Origin of the sequence: Rummeliibacillus pycnus (assembly GCF_050459865.1) — a bacterium.
GTDB lineage: Bacteria > Bacillota > Bacilli > Bacillales_A > Planococcaceae > Rummeliibacillus > Rummeliibacillus pycnus_B.
Genome location: NZ_JBCMNM010000043.1, coordinates 12,774 through 38,469 on the forward strand (window position 1 = coordinate 12,774; position 25,696 = coordinate 38,469).

The 25,696-nt window shown below is 33.6% G+C and carries 24 protein-coding genes and 1 riboswitch; of the genes, 20 read left to right on the forward strand and 4 right to left on the reverse strand.

Annotation, left to right across the window (positions count from 1 at the left end; translation table 11 throughout):
- The first annotated feature begins 45 nt into the window (after positions 1–45).
- Positions 46–213 carry a hypothetical protein gene (locus ABE048_RS10650; protein WP_430311254.1) on the forward strand — a complete coding sequence of 56 codons (168 nt, stop codon included), beginning with the start codon at positions 46–48 and terminating at the stop codon, positions 211–213.
- A 246-nt stretch (positions 214–459) separates the two neighbouring features.
- On the opposite strand, the gene ABE048_RS10655 is transcribed toward ABE048_RS10650, so the two are convergent.
- On the reverse strand, positions 460–3,975 hold the full coding sequence (locus tag ABE048_RS10655) for a bifunctional 2',3'-cyclic-nucleotide 2'-phosphodiesterase/3'-nucleotidase (protein WP_430311256.1): 3,516 nt from the start codon (positions 3,973–3,975) through the stop codon (positions 460–462).
- Between the two features lie 389 nt (positions 3,976–4,364).
- On the opposite strand from ABE048_RS10655, the gene ABE048_RS10660 reads away from it, so the two are divergent.
- The 8 genes from ABE048_RS10660 (at position 4,365) to ABE048_RS10695 (ending at position 10,118) form a co-directional block, all read left to right on the forward strand.
- A complete protein-coding gene (locus ABE048_RS10660; RefSeq protein ID WP_430311257.1) occupies positions 4,365–5,237 on the forward strand; it encodes a hypothetical protein in 873 nt (290 codons plus the stop codon).
- A 518-nt stretch (positions 5,238–5,755) separates the two neighbouring features.
- A complete protein-coding gene (locus ABE048_RS10665) occupies positions 5,756–6,052 on the forward strand; it encodes a rhodanese-like domain-containing protein (protein ID WP_430311258.1) in 297 nt (98 codons plus the stop codon).
- A gap of 51 nt (positions 6,053–6,103) precedes the next feature.
- On the forward strand, positions 6,104–6,655 hold the full coding sequence (locus tag ABE048_RS10670; protein WP_430311259.1) for a sulfurtransferase TusA family protein: 552 nt from the start codon (positions 6,104–6,106) through the stop codon (positions 6,653–6,655).
- A 56-nt stretch (positions 6,656–6,711) separates the two neighbouring features.
- Positions 6,712–7,107, forward strand: a complete 396-nt coding sequence (locus ABE048_RS10675; protein ID WP_430311260.1) for a DsrE/DsrF/DrsH-like family protein — start codon at positions 6,712–6,714, stop codon at positions 7,105–7,107.
- A gap of 94 nt (positions 7,108–7,201) precedes the next feature.
- A complete protein-coding gene (locus tag ABE048_RS10680; RefSeq protein ID WP_430311261.1) occupies positions 7,202–8,326 on the forward strand; it encodes an MBL fold metallo-hydrolase in 1,125 nt (374 codons plus the stop codon).
- 65 nt (positions 8,327–8,391) lie between these two features.
- Positions 8,392–8,619 (forward strand): sulfurtransferase TusA family protein, encoded by a 228-nt coding sequence (locus ABE048_RS10685; RefSeq protein WP_430311262.1) that lies wholly within the window; start codon positions 8,392–8,394, stop codon positions 8,617–8,619.
- Positions 8,620–8,665: 46 nt separating this feature from the next.
- Positions 8,666–9,442 (forward strand): sulfite exporter TauE/SafE family protein, encoded by a 777-nt coding sequence (locus ABE048_RS10690; RefSeq protein WP_430311263.1) that lies wholly within the window; start codon positions 8,666–8,668, stop codon positions 9,440–9,442.
- Between the two features lie 415 nt (positions 9,443–9,857).
- Entirely contained in the window at positions 9,858–10,118 is a 261-nt protein-coding gene (locus ABE048_RS10695) for a hypothetical protein (RefSeq protein ID WP_430311264.1), read from the forward strand.
- 111 nt (positions 10,119–10,229) lie between these two features.
- Here ABE048_RS10695 and ABE048_RS10700 read toward each other — a convergent pair whose 3' ends face one another.
- Positions 10,230–10,877 (reverse strand): hypothetical protein, encoded by a 648-nt coding sequence (locus ABE048_RS10700; protein WP_430311265.1) that lies wholly within the window; start codon positions 10,875–10,877, stop codon positions 10,230–10,232.
- 355 nt (positions 10,878–11,232) lie between these two features.
- Entirely contained in the window at positions 11,233–11,766 is a 534-nt protein-coding gene (locus ABE048_RS10705; RefSeq protein ID WP_430311266.1) for a ribonuclease H-like YkuK family protein, read from the reverse strand.
- A gap of 576 nt (positions 11,767–12,342) precedes the next feature.
- On the opposite strand from ABE048_RS10705, the gene ABE048_RS10710 reads away from it, so the two are divergent.
- From ABE048_RS10710 to ABE048_RS10740, 7 genes are all read left to right on the forward strand, one after another.
- Complete coding sequence (locus ABE048_RS10710; protein ID WP_430311267.1) at positions 12,343–13,329, forward strand: ketoacyl-ACP synthase III; 987 nt, start codon at positions 12,343–12,345, stop codon at positions 13,327–13,329.
- Positions 13,330–13,341: 12 nt separating this feature from the next.
- On the forward strand, positions 13,342–13,578 hold the full coding sequence (locus ABE048_RS10715) for a phosphopantetheine-binding protein (protein WP_430311268.1): 237 nt from the start codon (positions 13,342–13,344) through the stop codon (positions 13,576–13,578).
- 5 nt (positions 13,579–13,583) lie between these two features.
- On the forward strand, positions 13,584–14,285 hold the full coding sequence (locus ABE048_RS10720; RefSeq protein WP_430311269.1) for an acetyltransferase: 702 nt from the start codon (positions 13,584–13,586) through the stop codon (positions 14,283–14,285).
- Positions 14,286–14,584: 299 nt separating this feature from the next.
- Positions 14,585–15,751, forward strand: coding sequence for an acyl-CoA dehydrogenase family protein (locus tag ABE048_RS10725; RefSeq protein ID WP_430311270.1), 1,167 nt, complete (start codon positions 14,585–14,587; stop codon positions 15,749–15,751).
- 374 nt (positions 15,752–16,125) lie between these two features.
- Positions 16,126–17,628, forward strand: a complete 1,503-nt coding sequence (locus tag ABE048_RS10730; RefSeq protein WP_430311271.1) for a hypothetical protein — start codon at positions 16,126–16,128, stop codon at positions 17,626–17,628.
- A 27-nt stretch (positions 17,629–17,655) separates the two neighbouring features.
- Entirely contained in the window at positions 17,656–19,107 is a 1,452-nt protein-coding gene (locus ABE048_RS10735; RefSeq protein ID WP_430311272.1) for a hypothetical protein, read from the forward strand.
- A 112-nt stretch (positions 19,108–19,219) separates the two neighbouring features.
- The gene (locus ABE048_RS10740; protein WP_430311273.1) at positions 19,220–20,659 is read left to right on the forward strand and encodes a hypothetical protein; all 1,440 of its coding nucleotides are present in this window, start codon (positions 19,220–19,222) and stop codon (positions 20,657–20,659) included.
- Positions 20,660–20,828: 169 nt separating this feature from the next.
- Here ABE048_RS10740 and ABE048_RS10745 read toward each other — a convergent pair whose 3' ends face one another.
- Positions 20,829–21,362 carry a VUT family protein gene (locus tag ABE048_RS10745; RefSeq protein WP_430311274.1) on the reverse strand — a complete coding sequence of 178 codons (534 nt, stop codon included), beginning with the start codon at positions 21,360–21,362 and terminating at the stop codon, positions 20,829–20,831.
- A 167-nt stretch (positions 21,363–21,529) separates the two neighbouring features.
- A riboswitch (PreQ1 riboswitch) is annotated at positions 21,530–21,574 on the reverse strand.
- Between the two features lie 262 nt (positions 21,575–21,836).
- On the opposite strand from ABE048_RS10745, the gene ABE048_RS10750 reads away from it, so the two are divergent.
- The 4 genes from ABE048_RS10750 (at position 21,837) to ABE048_RS10765 (ending at position 25,656) form a co-directional block, all read left to right on the forward strand.
- On the forward strand, positions 21,837–23,318 hold the full coding sequence (locus ABE048_RS10750) for an aldehyde dehydrogenase family protein (RefSeq protein WP_430311275.1): 1,482 nt from the start codon (positions 21,837–21,839) through the stop codon (positions 23,316–23,318).
- Positions 23,319–23,401: 83 nt separating this feature from the next.
- Positions 23,402–24,244 (forward strand): 3-hydroxyacyl-CoA dehydrogenase, encoded by an 843-nt coding sequence (locus ABE048_RS10755; protein WP_430311276.1) that lies wholly within the window; start codon positions 23,402–23,404, stop codon positions 24,242–24,244.
- Between the two features lie 40 nt (positions 24,245–24,284).
- Positions 24,285–24,992 carry a CoA transferase subunit A gene (locus ABE048_RS10760; protein WP_430311277.1) on the forward strand — a complete coding sequence of 236 codons (708 nt, stop codon included), beginning with the start codon at positions 24,285–24,287 and terminating at the stop codon, positions 24,990–24,992.
- Positions 24,976–25,656, forward strand: a complete 681-nt coding sequence (locus ABE048_RS10765) for a 3-oxoacid CoA-transferase subunit B (protein WP_430311278.1) — start codon at positions 24,976–24,978, stop codon at positions 25,654–25,656. The genes ABE048_RS10760 and ABE048_RS10765 overlap by 17 nt, the downstream gene beginning before the upstream one ends.
- Positions 25,657–25,696: the final 40 nt, after the last annotated feature.

The following is a 25,696-nucleotide window of genomic DNA, read 5'->3' on the forward strand; positions in this document are numbered from 1 at the left end:
TCGAGTGAAGCAAAAGAAAGCTCGAGTGAAGCAAAAGAAAGCTGAGTGAAGCAAAAAGGAGCTCGAGTGAAGCAAAAGGAAGCTCGAGTGAAGCAAAAGAAAGCTCGAGTGAAGCAAAAGGAAACTCGAGTGAAGCAAAAGAAAGCCCGAGTGAAGCAAAAAGAAGCTCGAGTGAAGCAAAAGGAAGCTCGAGTAAAGCAAAAGGAAGCTTGAGTGAAGCAAAAAGAAGTCCAAGTGAGGCGAAAAGTAATTTAAGTGAGCCTAATTTGGCAGTTAATCTATCGAATTTTTCAAAAACAACAAGTTTTTCAATAAATTTAGAAGAAAATCTTTTAAAATTATTCTTTTATTTGTTCGCTGCAAGAATTCATAAGTGTAATAGAGAAAAATACACGAAAAAACTGCAGAGACTTAATATGTTAAGCCCTGCAGTCCTCTCCTTATTCTAAAAAATCAAAATTAGTTTACTCGTTGAATTCTACCTTCCACTGTATACTCAAATGGAGAACGTAGAGTTTTCACAAATTCAACCGTAGCATCTAAGTCACTAGGACCTACTTCCATATCTTGTGAAAGTGTACCAATACTATAATTAGCATTTCCAAACATATAGTTATTTACAACAACGGAGTATTCTTTTGATGGATCAATTTTGCTGCCGTCTGGTAAGAAGATATCAACCACTTTGCCAGTTTTACTAGTATCGTCATACGTATAAGTGTATTTAAATCCTGAGATATGGAAATCAAGTCCTCTCTCTGTAATTTGTTTGTTTAGAATTACTCGCAGGTCATCCCCACTTAGTTTGACTTTATTGAGTACATTGCCAAATGGTTGAATGGCAAATAAATCCCCATATGTGACTTCACCTGCATCTAATTGAGCACGAACGCCGCCACCGTTCATCATGGCAAAGTCAGCATTCATAGCATATTTCATCCCATCTGCAATCAGATTTCCAAGGGCAATGTCACTATTTTGTCTTGCGACTGTTGGATAACTTTTTTCAAGACTTGATGCGTTTTGACCCACAACTTGTGCTTTGATCGGTTCCACTTTGTCTGCATACTTTTTCATAATCGCCGATACTTCTGGATCTGGTGTATAGGCGTTTTGGTAAACTGTTTTGATTTCTGCAGATTTATTAACAATATCACCTGACACTGGATCGATTTCAACTTCTACATCAGAGAAAGCAGAGCCATAAGAATAGGCTTGGACAATTAATTTATTGTCAACTACTCGATTCACTCCTACATGGTTATGTGCAGCGAAAATCACATCGACTTCATCATCGATTTGTTCAGCAATTTTGCTTGCATCGAATTTATCTGTATAGCCTGTTTGCGTAGCAGGATTATGGGCAAGAACGACGATTGATTTAATGCCTTTTTTCTTCAATTCGTCCGTATATTTGTTAATCGCTTCTACTTCGTCTGTAATTTTTAGTGATTCGTTTCCTTTGTTTACAATCATGGAAGGTGTTTCTTGCGTTACGACACCGATAACACCAATTTTTTGTCCGCCAACTGTAAGAACAGTATAAGGATCTGTGATTAATTTTCCATCACGCATATCGTAAGCATTTGCTGCAACCATAGGGAAGTTCATTCCATCATAACCAGGTGTACCGTGTGGATGATCTCCACCTTTAATCATACGTTGTAGTTCATCAATTCCTTCGTCAAATTCATGATTACCTAGTGTTCCTGCATCGAATCCAATTGACTCTAACACTTCGATTGTTGGCTCATCTTGGAAAAGAGCTGAAATTAAAGGACTTCCACCAATCATATCGCCTGCGTGTAAGATTAGCGTGTTTGGATTAGTTGCTTCTTCTTTTCTTAATGCTGCAGCAGTGTATTCCATACTACCAGCGTTTAGATTCCCGACTTTTGTAACGGTATCTAACTGTCCATGTAAATCATTTACTCCTAAAAGTTGAACCTTTACATTATGATTTTGCTTTTTTAGATTAATGTTAAAGATACCAAAGCCTTTTAAATCTGTTTTACCAGTGTAAGTGAATGGACTTCCTTCAGAAATATATTGCTCAGCTTTTGGAGAAGTAGTAAACGTAACATTCACATCTCCTGCTATTGGAGCAAGAGACCAATTGTGATCAGCAGTTGGTGTAATTTCCTTTTGTTCAGAAATATAATCCATTAAAATTTGGCGGTTTTCATCAGCTGAATCAACAACTAATTCGCTACCTTTAAGACCTGGGAAATTACCCCCACCATTCGCACGATAATTATTTGTTACTACAACAAATTCTTGATTTGGATCAATAGGTTTTCCATCATATTCGAGATTAACAACACGACTTGAGCTTGGGTTTACAAGTGTGCCATTCGTTGCATATTTTGCAGGCTTTGTAACATCAATTTGGTATGTCACGCCGTCAATCACATCGAAATTATAGACAGGGAAAGAAGGATTTATTAATGATTGTTCTGTTGTTTTGGTAGGATCAATTGTGTTGAATTGGCCAGCAGACATTTCAATCCATTCTTTTACCACAGAGCCTTTTACTTTAACTGCTTTTAATGTGTTGTCATAAAGATATAAATCACCTGCGCTACGAATCGTTAAATCACCTTTCTTAATTTCTGTATATTCGTCAACACCATTACGTCCAGCTTTAAATGGTGCTCCAACAGATAAAATAGGAAGGTTCTTTAATTCTGGTTTGTTAAGAGCAAGATATTTTTCTACATACCATTTCTGAGCATTTGTTACAACTTGAACAGATGGATCATCTTGCACAAGCGCGAAATAGCTATAAATGTCATCTGTTGTTTTTCCAATTGGTGTATTTACATATTGAATAGTCGCTTCGTGATCAGCTTTAACTACTTCAACAATAGTAGGGTCTGGTTGTACAGTTTCAATTTCTCTTGTAGAAGATTGAGATGTAGATACGTTCCATTTTCCTTTAACTTTTTCTAATGAAAGATCAATAATTCCTAATGAACCACCGCCATAACCTGCTTGTACAGCAGCAACACCATTGATTGTTCCTTTTTCATTATCAACGCCAGGAAGCGGTTGTCCATTTGCATCTTTGAATAAAGCATCTAAACTCGCTAGATTTTTTGCTGGGAATAATTTATGTGTGTGTGAAAATGTAATGGCATCAATGCCAGGTACCTTAGATAAGGCATATACAGTATCTTCTGTATTGCTTTCAGATCCACTAAAGCCTGAGTGTGCTAATGCGATAATCACATCTGCACCTTGCTCTTCCATTTCAGGAACATATTTTTTTGCAGTTTCTACAATATTTTTTGTGATCACCTTACCGTCTAGATTTGCTTTGTCCCACTCATTGATTTGAGGAGGGGAAAAACCAATGTAACCAACTTTAATGACATTTGTTTTACCAGATTCATCGGTTACTTTTTTGTTGACGATTTTATAAGGGGTATACTTGTTTTTATCATTGTTTGGGTTGTTATCGTGATCATCTACGTATACGTTTGCATTAACAACGGGGAAGTCAGCATCATCATATACTTCATCTAAATAATCTAATCCATAATTGAACTCATGATTTCCAAGCGTCGCCATGTCGTAATCCATGAGATTCATCGCTTTAATTGCAGGATGAACTTCTTTATCTTTTAATGGATTAACTTTTGCTTTATACGTACCAAGAGGAGTTCCTTGAATCAGGTCTCCGTTGTCTACTAGAACAGAGTTTTTCGCTTCTGCTCTAGCATTTTTTACAAGCGTAGCAGTTTTTGCTAGCCCTAATTTAGGTGCCGAGCTGTTTTTGTAATAATCATAGTTGAGTAAATTGGTATGAACGTCTGTTGTTTCCATAATTCTTAATTTAACTAGTGACTGAACATTGTCTTTATCCGGTTTTGAAGCACTTGCATCACTTGGTACAAAGGATGCAACTAACAGACTAATCGCAAATGTACTCGATAATACCTTGAAACCTTGAAATTTACTTCTTAATTTCATTTTATCCACCCATCCTATTACATTTTTTTGAGACTCTTAGACTCAAATTGAATATAACATCTTTTATATTAAGATAGTGTTAAATGTTTTCTTTTTGGTAAAAATATACCTTTTATTCTTCTTTATTAGACAAAAACTAGTTATTTATACTTATTTATGTATTGTAGCCATGTTAATTAGATTTTCTCGAAAAAATACTATTTGAATATTTGTTTTTTTGCATTAAAAGGGTTTTTGTTCTAATAAATGTATTAAAGAAGTTTATCAAAATTAGATAAAAAGAGAGAATCTTACTTTTTTATCTACTAAATTGAGTTATTTTAATATAAAGGTTCCCTTTATTGAGAAATTATTATATTGTATATATTTGATAGAAGGGAATTGATAATGTGAAAAAGATACTATTTTTAATGATAAGCGCACTTACTATTTTAGCATCAGGTTGTTCTACCCATTCAGATGCTCCTAAAGAAACAAAAGCCTCTCAACAAAGTATGAGTAAGGCAGAAAAAGAAAAAATCAATCAACAAACTCAAATGGCAGTTGATGATATTAATGCTATTTATAAGGAAAAAAGTTATGTTGAAAAAGGTTATTTTTCACCGGAAGACTATGGTTTAGTTAAAAAGACACTGAATATATCTGCTGAAGCTTTGAATATTGAGAAAATAGACGTTAACGATGATAAGACAATAAAATCTATAAGCGATAAAATTTTAAAGCGAATTGATCATTTGAATTTTACAGAAAAGAAGAAATTTTTGGCTGATTTAACGAAACCATCCACAATTTATAATGCAATATATCGTGAAAGTATTTATGATAGTTTATATGATTTTGATAGAGAAAATAATATAGAAAATAATTTGGATGATTTTATTAATTATGCTACGATGGATAACGTTTCAACAAAAGATGTAGTTGAAAAAGCAAATCTTGATTACGACCTGCCGAAATATCGAGCTTCATATTGGAAAGAAGAAGAAAAACTATTCAAAGACAAATATGGGGAATCTTTTTCTCAGGAAAACTACAAAGTGATGTTATCAATTATGAAGAATTTCCAAGATATGCAGGAAGTCCATATGTTATTTTTGAACAATTTCAGATTAGGAAAACAAGAAGTAGTAGATCCAAAAGATGCATTAAAAAAGATAGATTCATTATCAGCTAAACAATTAAAACTCATCGAATCAATAAACGATAATTTAAATGTTTCAGATAGATTAAGTTATGATGAATTTACATTAAATCACGACTAGTTAATATCGAAGATCTTGTATGAAGAATTTTCACATGCAAGATCTTTTTTAATTTTTCTTTAGTAGTTTGTGTATGTAATATCCATACATTTTTTTCTGTAAACACAACTTAAGAATAGACACCATTAAAATATCTGAATAAAAAATTTAACATTTCTTGTTGACATGAATACCTACAGGGGTATATAGTAGTCCTTGTAAATGAATTCATTGTTTTGGAGGATGACGCGAATTAGGATGTAAAAGCGATGATTGATCGAATTTAACGTAGGCACCTTCAAGTATTCTCGGAATGCTGGATGAGAAGTTATTCCTCAATTAACGGCTTTATGTTTTGATAAAAGAAATGCATCAATTTCAAAACGATGCATACAATTAGTTATGAAAAGTCGTTATATTATATTTTTTTAATTATATTTATACCTGTATGGGTATTGGTATTTAACAAAAGGTGATATTAATTTAAATTACCAAAGGATATGAAATTTTTGAGATCTTTCAAAGAGGAGGTAAAGGTGATGAAAGAAATTTCAACAAAAGAGGTTCAACAACGTTTAGAAGCGGGCGAACATTTGAATTTAATTGATGTTCGTGAAGTACAAGAAGTGCAAGCTGGTCATATACCTGGTATTGTGAATATTCCTCTTGGATTATTAGAATTCCGTATGCATGAGCTTGACCGTAACAAACCTTATATTATGGTATGCCGTTCTAGTGCACGTAGTGGTCAAGCAACTGAATTTTTAGAAAGTCAAGGTTATGATGTAAAAAACATGGTTGGCGGAATGCTTGAATGGGAAGGCAATGTTGAATAGATTTTTTTTATCAATTTTAATACCCCTGATGGTATTTTGGGAGGATTTTAGATGTTAAAAACGGATAAACAATTAGATGCTAAGGGTTTTTCTTGCCCGATGCCTATTGTAAAAACAAAAAAAGCAATGGCTGATCTAGTTGATGGTCAAATTATAGAGGTTCAAGCAACAGATAAAGGGTCAAAGGCAGACCTATCAGCATGGGCTGATTCAGTGGGTCATCAATACATTGGAACGACTGAACAAGACGGTGTGTTACATCACTACATTCGTAAATGCTCTAACGAAACAGTTGATGAGAAAACGTTTGAACCAACAATTGAACTAGATGAAATTACAAAACGTAATGGACTAATTTTAGATGTTCGTGAAGAAGCTGAATATGCATTTGGTCACATTGAAGATGCTGTATCCATTCCAATGGGTGAGTTGGATGCACGTTTGAATGAGCTTGATCGATCAAAAGAAATTTATGTTATCTGTAGAACAGGCAAACGCAGTGAATTAGCCGCTACAAAATTGGTTAAAGCAGGTTTTACAAGTGTATATAACGTTTTACCAGGAATGACTTCTTGGAAAGGCGACATCCAAAAAGAGATTTAATTTTTTCTATAATTTCGATATTAAAAATAAAAAACATATTTTAGGAGGATTTTATTATGTCAAACAAAGTAGCAATTATCGCAGCAAATGGTGGTCTTTTCGATGCTTATAAGGTATTCAATATTGCCACTGCTGCTGCAGCAACAGAAAAAGAGGTAGCCATTTTCTTTACATTTGAAGGTTTAAACTTAATCCATAAAGAAGCGATGAAAAACTTACCGATGCCAGCAGGTAAAGAAATGATGGCGGAAGGATTTGCAAAAGCAAATGTGCCATCTATTCCAGAACTTGTTGAAATGGCACAAGATCTTGGTGTGACATTTATCGGCTGTCAGATGACAATGGATGTAATGGGACTTACAAAAGAAGATTTCATTGATGGAATTGAAGTCGGTGGCGCTGTAACATTCTTAGAATTCGCGAAAGATGCAGCACCATCTTTATCATTCTAATTGAATGATTTTAGGATAAAAATGAATTTGGTGAAGAGGTCTATGCTTCTTCACCAAAAAAATTAACTTATATATACCTATGGGGGTAATTTGGATGACAGTAACAAAATGGACTGCAGCACAAGTTGCACGAAAAGTAATAGACAATCAAGAGTTATTTATTTTAGATGTTCGTAACCAAGATGCCTTTGACGATTGGAAAATTGAAGGACATAATTTTGAACACCTAAACATTCCGTATTTTGAATTATTAGATGGTGTAGAAGAGTTAGTACCTCAACTTCCAACGGACAAAGATATATTAGTTGTCTGTGCAAAAGAAGGTTCTTCTATGATGATTGCTGACATGATTTCTGAACAAGGAATGAAAGCCGCATATCTTGATGGTGGTATGAAGTCGTGGAGTATGCATCTTGAACCTATAAAAGTAGCTGATTTAAATGGAGGAGAACTTTATCAATTCGTACGACTTGGAAAAGGTTGTTTATCATATATGGTGATTTCAGAAGGTGAAGCTGCACTTATCGATGCAGTACGTTTTACAGATGTATTCACAAACTTTGCCAAAGAAAAAGGCGTAGAAATTAAACATGTGTTTGATACGCATTTACATGCCGATCATATTTCAGGAGGACGACATATTGCTTCACAAGTAGGCGCGACATACTACTTACCACCAAAAGATGCAACAGAAGTTGTTTATGATTACACTCCACTTGAAGATGGCCTTACTGTTCAAATAGGTAAATCAAAAATTGATGTCGGTGCATTATACTCACCGGGGCATACAATTGGTTCAACTTCCTTCGTAGTAGATAACCAATATCTTTTAACTGGAGATATCTTATTTATCGATTCAATCGGTCGTCCGGATCTTGCAGGCCTTGCAGAAGATTGGGTAGGGGATTTACGTACCACATTATATAAACGTTACCGGGAACTAGCAGAAGATTTAATCGTATTACCAGCTCATTTTATGATCATCGATGAATTGAATGAAGATGGAACAGTATCCAAACGCTTAGGTGATTTATTTGCAGAAAACCATGGTTTAAACATTAAGGACGAAGAAGAGTTTCGTCATACTGTAACGGATCAGCTTCCACCTCAACCGAATGCGTACCAACAAATACGTCAAGTGAATATGGGGAAAATTACACCTGATAATGACGAACAAACAGAAATGGAAATCGGACCGAATCGTTGTGCTGTTCGTTAAATTCAAGTAAAGAATTTGTAAAAAATACTATAGAGATATACTGAAAAAGAAAGGGAAGATATAATATGAATATAACAAAATCCTTAGATGCAAAAGGCTTGTCTTGTCCAATGCCAATTGTCAAAACAAAAAAAGCGATGGATCAATTAAATACAGGAGACATTTTAGAAGTGTTTGTTACAGATAAAGGTTCATTAAATGACATTCCTGCATGGGTTAAATCTGGAGGTCATCAAATCTTAAAACAAACAGAAGAAGCAGATGTCATTGCTTTTTATATTCAAAAAGGTTAATAAAGGCGAGCTTTAGCTCGTCTTTTTCATTGAAAGAAGGGAAATTATGAGTTTATCACTAATCATTGTTTTATTTGGAATAGGCTTAATAGGATCTTTTATTTCAGGTATGCTTGGAATCGGAGGAGCTATTATTAAATATCCGATGCTTTTATATATTCCTGCAGCGTTTGGTGTCGCTTCCTTTACTTCACATGAGGTGTCAGGCATTACTGCAGTAGAAATATTAGTAACATCAATTTCAGGTGTGATTGCCTTTCGAAAAGGAAATTACTTAAACATCTCATTAATCGCAACGATGGGTATTTCCATTTTAATTGGTAGTTTAATAGGAAGTTTTGCTTCAAGTGGTTTTAGTGAAGGCCAAGTAAACATTGTTTACGGTGTATTTGCAATTTTAGCGGCGATTTTAATGCTGATACCAAGAAAACAAGTTCCCGAAAACGATGGGAATATTACTTTTAATAAACCATTAGCAGCAATTTTAGCATTCATAGTTGGTATTGGTTCAGGTATTGTCGGTGCAGGCGGTGGTTTCTTACTCGTACCAATTATGCTTGTTATTTTAAAAATTCCAACTCGCATGACTGTGGCATCGAGTCTAGCCATTACATTTATTTCTTCCATTGGCGGATCTATTGGTAAAATTACAACAGGTCAAGTTGAATGGTTACCTGTCATTGTTTTAGCAATTGCAAGTATCATTGCTGCTCCGCTTGGCGCTAAAGCAGCTAAGAAAATGAATACAAAAGCCCTTCAAGTTTTACTATCAATATTAATTTTAGTAACTGCTATTAAAATTTGGATGGATATCTTAATGTAGTTAAAGAAAAATAATGAAAGAATAAAGATAGGATAAGCATTTTGCTTATTCTATTTTTTTTGGAGAAAAATAATAAATTATTTACCAATCTCATAATGATGGAGCTAAAGACAGCGACTGCTTAGGGAATAGCTTGAGCTGAAAGCCCTCTGGAACGGTTTTAAGGAAAAAAGCCTAAGAACGCCACGTCCTGTGGCAACAACTTTGTGACCAACATCGTGTTGACCCGAGGAGATTGAAGCCAAGCCAGTGGAAAGCGCCGTCTGTAGTAGAACAACCAAATCTGAATAGCGAAAAGTTAATGTGATGAAATGTTCGTATTTAATAACCGAAAATGGATTTATGAAATTGATTCATTTGGATATATTTTGAAATAAAATCGCTTTTTAAACGTAAATTAGTAAAAAAAGGGGGATTGTTCATTAAAAAATCTAATTGGTTATCTTATTTTTGGAAATTTCTATGGGTTGTCGGATTAATTTTTTTATCAAATTTAAGTTTTAATTATGAAAATCAGATTCAACAAACTGCGAGAGAAACATTTAGTTTAATTCCTGTTATTTGGTCTAAATTATTTATCTCGATATTATTTGGTCTCTATATTTCTCTTATTTTCGTAAAAAAATGGTCATTTAATAGACGTATGCAAGAAAAAGAGTTAATCGGAAAAAGATAGACTTTCTATTTGTGAAGATGGGCATGTTTGGGTGATTTATGATGGTAAACATACAAAAGCTCTAATTCCTGATGAAGGGGATTAGAGCTTTTGTGTGAAATGAGTTTTTCATTATCGCATTAGATAACCATATTTTTTTGCAGGAAATTCAGCACCTAATTTGTTTACATGAGCTTTGGCATCTTCGATTAAAGCTTTTGCCTTTGCTTTCGTTTCATTATTTAAGGGTTTGAATTTCTCATGATGTTTTGGAAATGAAACACCAAGAGCTTTTAGCTGTTTATCGGCTTCCTCTTTAGTTAAAGTACCATCTTTCACTTTTTTCATAATTTCTATGACTTTCGCTTTCGTTTTGTCATCTAATTTTCCAAACATATCAGCTTTATGATGTTTTGGAAATGAGACGCCAAGAGATTTTAGCTGTTTATCGGCCTCCTCTTTAGTTAAAGTACCATCTTTCACTTTTTTCATAATTTCTTTTACTTTTGCTTTCGTCTTATCATCTAAATTCGCGAATACTCCGCATTTAGCGTGGTGCTTTGAGACGGGAGCACCTATTTTTGCTAAATCTGAATCTAATTTGCTTAAAATTTCATCTACTTTTTGTTGTGTATTAGGATTCAGTATTGGTTGATGTTTGGTAACTATTTTATTTTGGTTTGTCGCAGCAGCAATAGTTGGCGCAACTGTGTTACTCATAATTCCTATTGATAAACCAAAAGTTAAGGAAAAGGTTAAAAGTTTGTTTATTCTAATCATTTTGCATCTACTCCTTAATTTAATATTGAGGCAATTGTTTATTCCAAATTGCAACGAGATTTTTTGAAAATTAATTTTCTTAGAGATATCCACCAGCTTCCAAAATAAATATGTTTTTATATTGCCCACTTTTTAAAAATTTAAAAGGTTCGAATGTTTACATTTCCATTACAAGATGAATTTATAGGTACCAAATATGAAAGGCTTTTTTTACTTCAAAAACAATAAAAAACCCATCTTGAGTTAGCGGCTCAGATGAGTTACGTATTCTTTATTGCCAATTTTCGTGAGGGAACTGATTAGAATTTGGTCGATTTAGAATAATACTGGAAGTCTTTTCGGAACATCAAGTCATTTACCTTGTATATCGATTTGCATAATGCGAGGCCACAAAAGCATCCGGTTTGATCTTGGGTTCAACACCAATGGATTCTATTCTTGCAACCATTTCCTTTACGAATTCACGTGTTTTGTTGCGTTTTCCAGCACCGATGTCAATATGCCCTTCCATTGTAAATGTTGAACCTTCATATACAAACGGAAGAATAATGTCAATTAACTGCTTCTTTTTTTCCTCTGTAAATAGCGATACGATTTCTTCTGTGAAGGAGAGCTCAAGTGAAATACGTTCGTGTAGATGAAGCATTTTTCTTGGGACAATTACTTTTCTGATACATGCCCACACACCATGGTTTTCTTGTAAAATCACAATTCCGGTGATAAATACGGTGCAGTCTTTATGAACTTGTGAGTCTGTACCTACGATTAATCGATAATTACCTATTGGATCTGAGGTCATAAAATGGACGATATGATCAAAAACGTCTTCAAAAGACATATTTTTTTCCTGGAGATTTTGAAAAGGATAATAACGAATCGAATTTCCCATTTTCACCGCTTCTTTCCTGAAAGGGTTGTATATTACATTATATCCAAGTGTATTTTTATGTTGCGGGAGAAATGACTTGTGAATTGTTTATTAATTGTTTTTTTATTCTTTAATAATTGAGTTGGAGATGTAAATATTAAATATATTTTTTACTTATTAGACTGTTTGATATTTGAATATCAAATAGTCTTTTATTTTATTCTTAAATTAAATGTTGTTTTGGAGATTTAGATTGTTTTATGTTCATTTATTTCACACGTTTATGAAATTCTATATGCTTTTCCTGTGTAGCATTCATAAAGGACCTAGATTATTCATATGTATATTTAGCAAAAAATAATCATTTGTTAATTAATTCTAATATCACCGACATTCTTTGCAAATAAGTTTTAACTTTTTCAGATAGCTAGGCAGAATATTTTTTCGAGTTTTGCACTTGCGAAACTTTATAACACTGTATCGCAAATCGTTGTTTAAAGTCTTCAAATTGTGCAATTAAGTAGTGTTCCAAAACAAATGATATATCTTTATTTAAAGTAATTACTGTATATCTAAAAATAGGGAGGAAATCTAAGGTTGGCAAAAATTTCAGCTATTGAGTATTATTTTCCAGAAAATCGAGTATATAACGATCAGGAAAATAAATTAACTAAAAAAATCGGGATTTTCTCTAAGTATAAAGCTCGAAAGGATGAAACAGCTTTAGACTTAGCTGTAAAAGCTGCAGAAAAACTCTTTGAAAAGGGCGTTTGTAAAAAAGAAGAAATAGACTTTTTACTATTTTGTACTCAAGCTCCAGATTACATTTTGCCAACATCCGCATGTATTATTCAGAACAAATTAAAAATGTCAAATAACTGTGGTGCTCTAGATATTAATTTAGGCTGTTCTGGATTTATTTATGGTCTCTCATTAGCAAAAGGGTTAATAAAAAGTAACCAAGCAAAGAGTGTTCTTTTATTAACGGCAGATACGTACAGTAAATTTGTAAATGAGAAAGATTTAAGTACTTCATTACTATTTGGAGATGCTGCTGCGGCAACATTAATAACAAAATCTAATGAAGATTATATTGGGAAATTTGTTTTTGGAACTGATGGAAGTGGGGCTAATAACTTAATTATAAAAGCTGGAGCAGCTAGAGAACCTATTAATTCAGATACAGTGATGGAATTCGAGGATGAAAGAGGAATTATTAGAAATAAAAAAGATCTCTATATGAATGGTCCGGAAGTTTTTAAGTTTGCAATGCGAGAAGTTCCAAAGTCGATCAAAACCCTTTTAGAAATAGAAAATAGAACTTTGGATGATTATGATTATTTTGTTTTTCATCAAGCGAATCAGTATATGTTGAATGCGTTAAGAAGGCGATTAGAAATAGATGAAAATAAGTTTTCAATACAATTAAATGACTGCGGAAATACAGTATCTTCTACCATTCCAATTGCATTAAAAAGAGAAATCGAAAAAGGGAATATCAAAGATAATGACAATGTATTATTAGCAGGATTCGGTGTAGGACTATCTTGGGCATCATGTTCTATAAAAATAAATTTAAACTAGGGAGTATAAAAAATGAATATAAAAGAGTTTACATTGCTTTGTGAAGAAATTTTAGAATTAGAGGATGGAACTCTGCTATTAACTACAAATTTAGAGGAAATTGAAGAATGGGATTCACTTGCAATAATGGATATACTATCAAGGTGTGATAACGAATTCAATACACAGTTCCCAGTAGATATTTTTCGTAACGCTAATACATTCCAAGATGTAGTAGATAAAATTAAAGACTTTATAAAGATAGGGTGAGTACAATGGATAAACCTTTGAAGAATGGCGAAAAGTTAGTAATCATAGGAGCTGGGGAGCTAGCAGAAATTGCATATGAATATTTTACCTACGATTCTCCATATGAAATCGTAGCTTTTGCTGCTGAGAGAGGCTATATAAAAAGGGACAACCTTTATGATTTACCAGTTGTTCCTTTTGAAGAAGTGCATCAAATTTACCCAGTAACTGAATTCAAAGCATTTGTTGCAATTCCCTATACTAATTTTAATAGATTAAGAATGAGATTATATCATGAAACCAAAAATAAGGGGTATGAACTAGTATCTTATGTTAGCTCTAAAGCTTTTGTTTGGAGAAATGTAACAATAGGTGAAAATTGTTTTATCTTTGAAAACAACGTATTACAGCATCATGTTAATGTGGGGAATAACGTTATTTTATGGAGTGGAAATCATGTTGGACACAGATCGGTTATTAAAGATAATTGTTTTATTTCTTCACATGCAGTTATTGCAGGAAACTGTGAAATTGGAGAGAACTGTTTCATTGGAATAAATAGTACATTAAATGATGAAATAAGAGTTGGAAAGGATTGTTTTATTTCTTCAGGAGCATTAGTTACTAAAAATACGCGAGAAGGTAAAATATATAAAGGCAGCCCTGCAAAGGCTGCACCTATGGATGTTTATAGATATTTTAATATAGAATGTGAACATGTCTTTTAATATGAAAAAACATTAGTAATCCATGTAATGAAATAAGGATGCAAGGGCTATTCCACCCGTATATCGAGTAAAGTATCCTAAGCGACTGATATAGCAACTCATAATTTACATTCATTAGATAGTATTTATTGGATTTTTTTCCGGGTGTAATAACTTTGGAAACAGTAATTTTAACTTCATTTTTTGCCATTACAGTAATAAGTTTAGTTTTAATGAAACTTAATCAAGAACTTAAATAGGCAGAAGAAGTTACTGTTAAATTTGTTGGAAACATTCGAATTTGGAAGTAGGGAATATAAATGGTAATTGCAAATAAGAATAAACAAATTTATGCCCAACTGATGGAAAGTGCAAAAAAAATTGGGAAAATTGCAGAAGCCGAAGCCTATAAAGCCGATGAAAATGCTACTATTTCTCATAACGTTATAAATGTAATCGTCGAGGAAGGAATCAATAAATTAATTTTGCCAAAAGAATATGGCGGTCCTCAGATCGATTTTAAAACGTTTTCTGATATGGTTAAAACAGTAGGTTATTACAATTTATCCGCAGCTTGGTTAACATACTTCTTTTCAGTGCATAACGCATGGGTAGCTTTTTTACCAAAACATCGAATGGATGAAATCGTTTATGACAGTGGACTTGTTGCGGATGTTTTTGCACCAGTTGGTAAAGTAGAAAAGTGTGACGGTGGATTTATTTTATCTGGTACATGGAATTACGTAAGTGGTATCAACTATTCTGAATGGATTTCATTAGGTGCTAGATATCAATTTGACGATGAAGAAGAACCTGAATCATTAGGTTTATGTATGAAAATATCGGAACTTAACGTAACGGAAGATTGGGATTCATTAGGCTTAAGAGGCACAGGTAGTAATACAGTAAGTATAGAAAATGTATTTGTTCCAGACGATATGGTTATTCGCTTTTCAAAAGTAGCACAAAATAGAAAGCCTCTTAAGTTAGAAGTAGACGAAGATTATTTATATTATAACGTACCGTTTTATGCTGCTTTCTATTTTGGGTTTGCTTCTATGTGTATAGGTGCTGCACAAAGAGTACTTGATGAATTTAAAGCTCGCACAGCAAATCGAGTTCGTACTTCTGGAATCGAAGAACAGAAAAAAAGCAGAAGTCAACGTATACTTGCGAAGTTAACACTTAAACATAAGGCTTCCGAGGCTATGATGAAAGAATACATTAATATGTTAAATGAAGATGAAGGGCAATACGATCCATCTATTTACCATGCGCTCAGAGTTGAGATAATCCGTAATTGCGTGGATATTTCTGTTGAAGCAACACTGTCGCTTGGCGCATCTGCATTAAAGAGCGGAAACCCCGTTGAAATGATGATGAGAGACTTAATTGCCATTGGTACACATGTAACGTCCCTTTACGAAGATGGTATCGAGGCATTTGGTAAATATTTATTTGGATTTAAAAGTTACTCTCGCGAATAAAAACTACTTTAAGCTACGTAGCTCTTTCACTGTTCCTCTTATATACGATTCACATAAAATAGATGCTACCCATTTGGGGTAGCATCTATTTTATGCCGTTTAATTTCATTTCAAGCTAATTTTAAAAGCTATTTTATGACATTCAATCTATAGAATCACCTAATTTAGTGGGTATGATTTTATAAACTGGGAACAAATTAACATTATGGTATTATATAGTTATCTATTAGGATATTTCGTTTAAATAGGTTGGTTTTCATTATTCCTAAGGATGGAAAATTTATTATGGGAAAAATTGCGTATCACCTTTACATTAAGAAAAAATGTAGAGGGCTTTAACAGGGAAATAATACAACAGGAAAAGGAGTGATACTTTGAGTAAATCAGAGAATTCAAATACACAGATGAGAAAAATAGCAAAAAAACTGGTAGTTGCTTCATTCGTTACAGTAATGGGATTATCCAGTTTGCCACAAATTTTTCTTGGTTTTAAGTCTAATTCAATTGTAGCTCATGCTGAAGAATCAAATGAAACTACAACTGATGATATCTGTGATTTAACAAACATAAAATCAATGTATGCAGCATTAGAAAGAATCAACGCATCTTTAAAAGATTCTAAATATAGTGATATTAATTTCTATGATGTATATCAGGTAAACAATAACGCCATATTATCTAAGCAAACGGGTTATACAAAAGTATTAACTGATTTAGGAATTAAAGTAATCTCGGAAGATGAATTATCTATAATAGTAGATTTAGTAAACAAATACGGTGATATTACCTCTAATACGATTTCACCCGTAAAAGCTTTAAAAATAGTAGATGCATTTCCTTCATCGCAGGGGATTGATCATTTAAAACCATTGGTCACTAAATTATCTACTGTAGTAAGAAATAATGTAGAGCAAGAAAAACCGACCCAGTTGTTAACTACCAAATTGGAGGATCAGTTAAAAGGTTCTAACACTCCAAAGGATACAAAAAAACTGATAGCTAGCAGCAGCGAAACATTGAAATATGATGTACCGGTAGAATACAACGAGGACATTGCATTTGCTTTATCCTATCCAAATAATATTTCGACAAACGAAGATATCTTAATGGCATTAAAAGATTCTACAGGTCAATTAATCGCAGTAAGCTCATTAATTAAGATAGATGGTACAGATTATCAGGTATTGACTACAAATGTTGATCCAGAACAATATGTTCTAGAAATATATACTTTACCTACAACAGATGTAAGTTATCAAACATTAAATTTAACAACAGTTAAAAACGTTTTTGGTGGTTATGTTTCTTCGGTAAAAGTAAAAACTACTTTAACAGGCACGATAACACCAGTTGGTGGAAGATTAGGTCAAATATACTCATTTGCTGAAGGTGAACATTTAGAAGAAACAATACTAATAAAAGAACCGGGATCATCAACATATGTTCCATTTAATAGCAAAGTACCAAGTTGGAATTCATTTAATAGATTTAATCCTACGAAACTGGGAACTTATAGCATAAAAGTTATAGCGAAAAATACAGTTTCAGGACATTCTGCTTCAAATACACTTTCCATAAAAGCAGTAAAAAATATAAAACCAAGTATTAAAAAAATCACTTTAAATAAGACTCAGTATAGACCTGGCGAAAAGATAAAAATCAAAGCCAAAGCTACAGGAATTTACCTAGTGTATCAATATGGGTACGTAGATTTGCATAGTTACTATACTACTGCTGTTACAGGAAAACCATTCAGTTCAAAAAATACAGCTACCATCAAAGCACCAACCAAGAAAGGTAAATACCATGTTGTTATACGTGCAAAACAAATCAATGGTTCTGATGTTTATTCCGAGAAATCATTTACCGTGAAATAAATATGAATAATGAAAGGAGTGATTACTTTGATAAAATGTAGAAATAAAAATTTAGTAAAAAAATTAGTAGTAGTGTCATTGTTCGTAGCAATTATAGGATTCTCTAGCTTTTCCCAAAGTTTCCTTGGCTATAAGTCTACTTGCCATGTAGCTCATGCAGCAGAAAATGGGGTTTTAGATAGAATTAATAGCGCTTTAAATGAAAGTAACTATAGCGACATTGATTTTTATGATGTATATCAGGTAAATAAGAATGCTAAATTATCGAAGATGAGTATGTATACCAAAGTACTAAACAATTTAGAAATCAAAGCGGTTACAGAAAATGAGTTATCTTTAATAGTAGATTTAGTGAATAAATATGGTGATATAACTTCTAATACCATAACAGCCTTAAAAGCTTTAGTACTATTAGATGAATTACCTTCATTAGAAAACATGGAACATATAAAACCATTAGTATCAAATTTATCTACAATAATAAGAAGTAATATTATACAAGAAAAACCAACAAAATCACTAACTGCTAAATTAGTGACTGGTTTAAAAGACTCTAGTACTTTATCAGAGACGCAAAATTTTTCAGCAAGTAGTGGTGATACTTTAACGTATGATGTTCATGTAGATAGTTACAAAGAAGATGTCGCATTCGCTTTATCCTACCCAAACAATAATGGAGAAAACAATACGACAAACGAAGATCTATTAATGGTACTAAAAGACTCGTCAGGTCAAATTGTGGGATTAAGCTCATTGGTAAATATTGGTGGTTCGAATTATCAAGTATTAAGAGCAAATGTTACACCCGGTGATTATGTTTTAAAAATGTATGTATTGCCTACAACGAAGATAAAGGATCAAACTGTGACACTATCATCGGTAAAAGATGTTTTAGGTGGTTATGTTACTTTGACAAAAGCAGAAATAAATCTCAAAGGATTAGTACCAATAGGCACAACACCAGTAATATCTGCTTCTGCTAAAAGTTCATTTAAAAAATATACAGTACAAGTCAAAGAACCGGATTCTACAGAATTTGTTACAGTTGCGGAATATAAAATGACACAATTAAATTATTTTCATCTTATCCCACTAATGAAACTAGGAACATATAAAATCAAAGTTATTGCAGAGAACACAGTGTCAGGTCATTCAGATTCAAAGACAATAACAATAAATACGGTAAAATCAGTAACACCTAAGATCAAGAAAATGACTTTTAGTAAAACGCATGTGAAACCTGGTGAAAAGATAACAGTCAAAACAACAGCTACAGGTGCAGGTGCAAATCTAGAATATCAGTACGCTTATTGGGAGAAAGGTGCTCGATATGGTTCATTTTTCAAAAAATATGGTTCGGCAAATACATTAACATTCAAAGCACCATCTAAGAAAGGTAAATACGTATTTTCAGTTTCTGTTCAACAGCATAATGGTCTTAAGGCTGTAGAAAAAAATAAAGAATTCATAGTGAAATAGTATATTTTACCAAAGGGAATTATTATTGGAGATATTATATGGGTATTGCTATATAATATCTCTTTTGTCACCGCATAATATGAAGGCACAATAGACAAAGGAGTAGTATAGAATGGGGAAAATGGTCAATAAATTAGCAGTTGCAGCTATTGTAACAGTGTTGGGAATATCTAATTTTGAGGGGGTTGCGTCCAATTCAATTATAGCTCATGCAGCTGAAGCGGATGACTGTGGCTGTAATTTATCAAGAGTAAAATCTATGTACGACGCTCTAGATAGAATCAATACATCATTAAAAGATAAAAAGTATAATGACATTCATTTTGAGGACGTTAATCAAGTAAATTCAAACGCAACATCATCTAATTTAAGTGTCTATACAAAAGTATTAAGTGATTTAGGCGTAAAATCGGTAACAGAAGAGGAATTATCCTTAATTGTAAATTTAGTAGAGTCGTATGGTGATATTACTTCAGAAAAGCTTGCACCATTAACAGCATTAAAGGTATTAGATGCTTTACCTTCTTCTGAAAATATAGAGCATATAAAGCCCTTAGTATCAAAATTAACGACAACAATAAAAAAGAATATGACGCAACATAAACCAACAAAATCGCTAACACCTAAATTAGAGGATGGTATTAAAGATTCTAAAAAGTTTTTGGATACAAAGAAATTTTTAGCTAGTAGTGCAGACACTTTAAAATATGATGTACATGCTGAATACAACGAAGATATTGCATTTACTATATCTTATCCTAACAATCAATCGACTAATGCAGATATTTTAATGGCGTTAAAAGATGCATCTGGACAAATAGTCGCAATAAGTTCATTAGAAAAATTAGTGGGTACAAGTTATCAAGTATTAAGTACAAATATTGATAAAGGTAACTATGTTTTAGAAATGTATGTGTTACCGACATCAAATATAAGTGATCAAACATTCACTTTATCATCGGTTCGAAATATATTAGGGGGATTAGTTTCTTCGGTAACCATATTAAGCGATTTAACTGGTACATTGGTTGCGGGTGGTATATATACTACACTAAGATTTTCGGCTATAGGTGAGCATTTAGTATATAGAATCGAGGTAAAGAAACCGGGAGCTACGAAATATGTTATATGGAGGGGGAGGGACTGGGGAAGGAAGACAGATACTTTCGGAGCAAAAAAGCCAGGTACGTATAAAATCAAAGTTACTGCCAAGAACTATGTTTCAGAACATACAAGTTCAAAAACAATCTCAATAAAAGTAGTAAAAGCTGTTACTCCTAAAATCAAGAGTTTGACTCTAAGTAATACCAAAGTAAAACCAGGTGAAAAAGTAACAGTTAATACAATAGCTTCGGGTGTAGACCTAGAGTATAAATACTTTTATAAGTATTTAAAAAAAGGCTATACAGTTGATTTAAACGAAGGATTCATTACTTCAAAAAAGCTGACATTCAAAGCACCAACTGAAAAAGGTGAATATGAAATTATAGCTTGGGTTAGACAACATAATGGTTTACCCGTTAAAACTTCTACCATATTGACTGTAAAATAGAGGTAAAATTTTATAAGAGTATGTTTTGATTTATCAAGACATGCTCTTTCTATTTGGATTTTACTAAGTGGTTACATAAAAAAACAGATGCTATCCCAAATGGGTAGCATCTGTTTTTTACATTTATTTCATAGCTAACGGATAAACTCCAATTTCCCCATGTAATCCATTAATTCGCCAAATGTTCTTTTGTAAGAGGGGTGAATTGTAGAACTAGAACACCCAAAATTTGCATCACAATTTTGATCATGATTTGACCTAAAATCGCCATCCACACAGCATCCCATGGTACAAATCCTGCACCGAGTGGAGATAAACCGACGATAACAAAAATCGTAGAATCCAAGATACCACCAACAACACCGCTATATAGAATTCTCATGCTGATGGACGTTTTCATTCTTGAATAGATTTCTGTATCAGTTGTCTCAGAAACTGCGAAACTTACTGCACTAGCGAACACAATCCATAATGTATCGCCTAACAAATAACTAGAAATTGCGGATAGTAATAACGCAAGTCCAATAAAAAGATACGTTTTTTTCTTTCCATATTTATTTTGTACAAGATCTCGCAAGATGAAAGTAGCTCCGATTAGGAATGAGCCATAAGGAATGATAAATATTCCAAGTATAAGTGGGGCAAAACTTGCTGTTATTACATTTGCTAGAACGATAGCTAATAGATATAAGAAAACTCTCATAGAAAAAGACTCCTTTTTAATAGTGAATTTTTTTAAACATATCGAAATCCATTTTTATGTAACTTTCTTTTCACTATTTAGATAATCCATTTCTTTCATCTCCTCCCATATTTCTAAAAATAAGAAGGAACCTAGCAAAATAAAAAAAACTATATCTAAAGATATAGTAATCCCTAGTTTTTTATAGAGGGTTGTTCTAGAACCTCTCTTACATTTAGTAAAAGTTTTATTTAGTTTCAAAAGTTATTTTACCATATTATCTAATCATTTGTTGGTTTATTTTTTAGTAATTGTTACCTGTTCTTCATTCAACTTATCTCTTTTTATTAGTTGAATTGTGGAAAATAGACGGAATAAATCTAGAAATATCATTGATATTTTGTTCAATTTGAACATAGTTATAAAAAGGATTAAAAGGTAAATTGATTATATAAAGATTAAAGATTGAAATTTCAAAATATTGGAGGCGCTCAGATGAAAAAAGTCTTAAACTACATTAACGGTGAATGGTGTGAAGGTTCATCAGGTAAATTTACTCCTGTAACAAATCCAGCAAATGGCCAAGTATTAGCAGAAGTAACACAATCTACTAGTGAAGATGTAGATAGAGCGGTAACTGCTGCAAAAAGTGCTCAAAAAGAATGGAGTTTAGTACCTGCTCCAGAACGGGCAGAGGTTTTATATAAAGTTGCGAATTTATTAAAAGAAAGAAAAGAAGAAATTGCTCAAATTCTAACAAGCGAAATGGGAAAAGTAATTGATGAAGGTAGAGGAGAAGTTCAGGAAGCTATTGATATGGCATTCTATATGGCTGGAGAAGGTCGCCGGTTGTTTGGAGATACGATACCATCCGAACTTCGCAACAAATTTGCGATGAGCATAAGGGTTCCAATTGGAGTGGTAGGAATCATTACACCATGGAATTTCCCTATCGCAATTGCTTCCTGGAAATCACTTCCTGCACTTGTTACTGGAAATGCCGTGGTGTGGAAACCAGCTACTGAAACGCCTATGGTGGCTCAGGAATTTGTGAAAATTTATGAAGAGGCTGGTTTACCAAAAGGACTGATCAATCTAGTGAATGGTTCAGGTAGTGTAGTTGGAAGTGCAATGGTTGATCATCCTAAGATTAATTTAATTTCGTTTACAGGTTCAAATGAAGTAGGGAAGGCAATCAACGGACGTGCAGGGGAGTTATTGAAAAGAACATCCCTTGAAATGGGAGGCAAAAATGCTGTAACTGTTTTAGAAGATGCAGACTTAGACTTAGCAGTAGAAGGTATTTTGTGGGGGGCATTTGGAACAGCGGGACAAAGATGTACAGCAACAAGTCGAGTGATTGCTCACAATGAAATAAAAGAAGAACTAGAGCAGAAATTAATAAGTCGTATTAAAGAATTGAAAATGGGTGATGGACTAGATGAAACTGTAAAAGTAGGTCCTGTTATTAACAGTGCAGCATTAGAACGGATTGATGAATACGTCAAAATTGGCCAAAAAGAGGGGGCGAAACTTCTTACAGGCGGTCAAATTATTAAGGAAAATGGTTTAGAAAAAGGAAACTACTATGCGCCAACTATATTCACGGATGTAACACCAGAGATGAGAATTGCAAAAGAAGAAATATTTGGACCAGTTGTTTCTATTATAACTGTAAATAGTTTAGAAGAGGCCGTTGAAGTGAACAATAGTGTAGAATTCGGTCTTTCAAGTGCTATTTATACGGCAAATGTCAATAAAGTATTTGCTGCTATGAGAGATTTGGATACGGGTATTGTCTATATTAATGCTGGCACAACTGGGGCTGAAATCCATTTGCCTTTTGGTGGAACTAAAGGAACTGGAAATGGACACAGAGATTCAGGTGTAGCTGCATTAGATGTGTACACTGAATGGAAAGCAGTTTATGTCGATTACAGTGGGAAATTACAAAGAGCACAAATAGATAATTATTAATCTAGCTCGTTAAAAAAATAGGGTAACCTGTGTTTCTTGTTGGAATTCAGGTTATTCTACATAGAAGTGAGGGGTGCAGAGAAATGGAAAAATTAACAGTCGTGGGTTCAGGAGTAATGGGGAGAGGAATTGCATATGCCGCAGCAATTGGGGATTTCCATGTTGTTTTAAATGATATAAGCCAAGAGAATTTAGACAAGGCTAAGTTACAGATCGAGAAAGAAATGGCGAAAAGTGTTGAAAGAGGCTATTTGAAAAGTGAACAAGCAGCTACAGCATTAGAAAATTTAGAATTCACAACAGATTTAGAATCTGCAGCTAGTGATTCGGATATAGTGATTGAAGCTGTTTTTGAACTAATGGAACTAAAAATAGAAATCTTTAAAAAGTTAGATAAGATTTGCCCCCAACATACGATTTTAGCTACAAATACCTCAACGATGAGCCCAACAGAAATTGCTGCACAAACTACAAGACCAGATAAGTGTCTGGCGATGCACTTCTTTAATCCGGTTCACAAAATGAAATTAATCGAAATGATTAGAGGCTTAGAAACATCGGATGAAACAGTAGCTAAGGCAAAAGAAATTGGCGAAAAAATGGGCAAAGAAACGGTAGAGGTGAACGAATTCCCGGGGTTTGTTACAAGCCGTATGAATTGTTTAATTGGAAATGAAGCCATGAATCTTCTAATGGAAGGTGTTGCATCACCTGAAGATATCGATAAAGCTATGAAACTAGGATTGAATCATCCAATGGGACCATTAGAATTAGCTGATTTAGTAGGCTTGGATACACGTCTTAGAAACATGGAATATCTTTATAAAACATTAGGAGAAAAATATAGACCTTGCCCACTCCTTATTAAATATGTAAAAGCCGGGAAATTAGGACGTAAAACAGGTTCAGGATTTTATAATTACTAGTAATTATTCAATTTCAAGCTGAAGGGAGGTCCAAAAAATAATGAATAGGGAATGTGAAAAACAAAAATCCGCAGAAGAGGCAATAAAAAAGATTCAAAGTGGAGATTGTGTAATGGTTGGTGGATTTGGTATTTGTGGCACCCCTTTTACATTAATCGATACAATTACTGAATCGGACCATGCTAAAGAGCTAACAATCATCAGTAATAATTTAGGAGAAGCAGGTAAAGGCCTAGGAAAACTATTAATCTCCAAGCAAATAAAAAAAGCAGTTGGTTCCTATTTCACAACGAATCGGGACGCTGTAAAAGCTTGGAATAATGGAGAGTTGGAGATTGAACTCATACCTCAAGGTTCACTCGCTGAAGCAATCCGTGCAGGTGGTGCTGGAATTGCTGGGTTTTACACAAAAACAGGCGTTGGTTCGAAGTTAGCTGAAGGAAAAGAAGTAAGAGTTTTTGATGGCGAAGAATATCTTTTTGTTAAAGGGATAAAAGCAAATGTTGCCTTAATCAAAGCAGATAAGGCGGATACAATGGGAAATCTTGTATATTCGAAAACAGCACGTAATTTCAACCCGATGATGGCTACAGCAGCGGATTATGTTATTGCAGAAGTGGATGAAATAGTAGAGGTTGGTACTTTGGATCCTGAACAAATTGTAACTCCCCACTCCTATGTAGATACCATTGTATTGAATGATCGCTATGAAAAAATAGGTGGTGAGTATATTGAGCGTAGTCGATAATAAACAATCGATAGATCGAGTAAGGATTGCAAAACGTATTGTCAGTGAACTTCATGATGGAGCAGTGGTAAATCTTGGTGTAGGGATTCCTTCACTCATCCAGAACTATTTAAAACCAGAAAGCAAGGTGTTTCTTCAATCGGAAAACGGTCTATTAGGTATGGGGCCGACACCGCATAAGGATGAGCTTGATATGAATCTAATTAGTGCTAGCAAACAGCCAATCTCATTAGGCGTGGGGGCATCCATATTCTCGAGTTCAGATTCTTTTGCGATGATCCGTGGGGGACATATTGATATTGCAGTAATGGGAGCGCTACAAGTAAGTGAAACCGGTGAGATTGCCAACTGGGCTGTACCTGGTAAGGATATTCTTGGGGTTGGCGGTGCGATGGATTTAGTAGCAAGTGCAAAAAAAATAATAATCACTATGACCCATGTTACGAAAGAAAACACTCCTAAAATTGTAAAAAAGCTAACCTATCCAACTAGCGGTATACGTACAGCAGATTTGATTGTAACTGAAAAAGCCGTTTTTCGAAATGAAAATGGGGAATTAATCCTGGAGGAAATTTCTAATGATTCCTCTGTAGAAGAAATAAGAAAACTGACAGACGCTCATTTTAGAGTTTCTGAAAATTTACAAACGATGAAAATTGAATAGACTCTTGAACGATATTTTCCTTTTTTGAAACATTTATCAC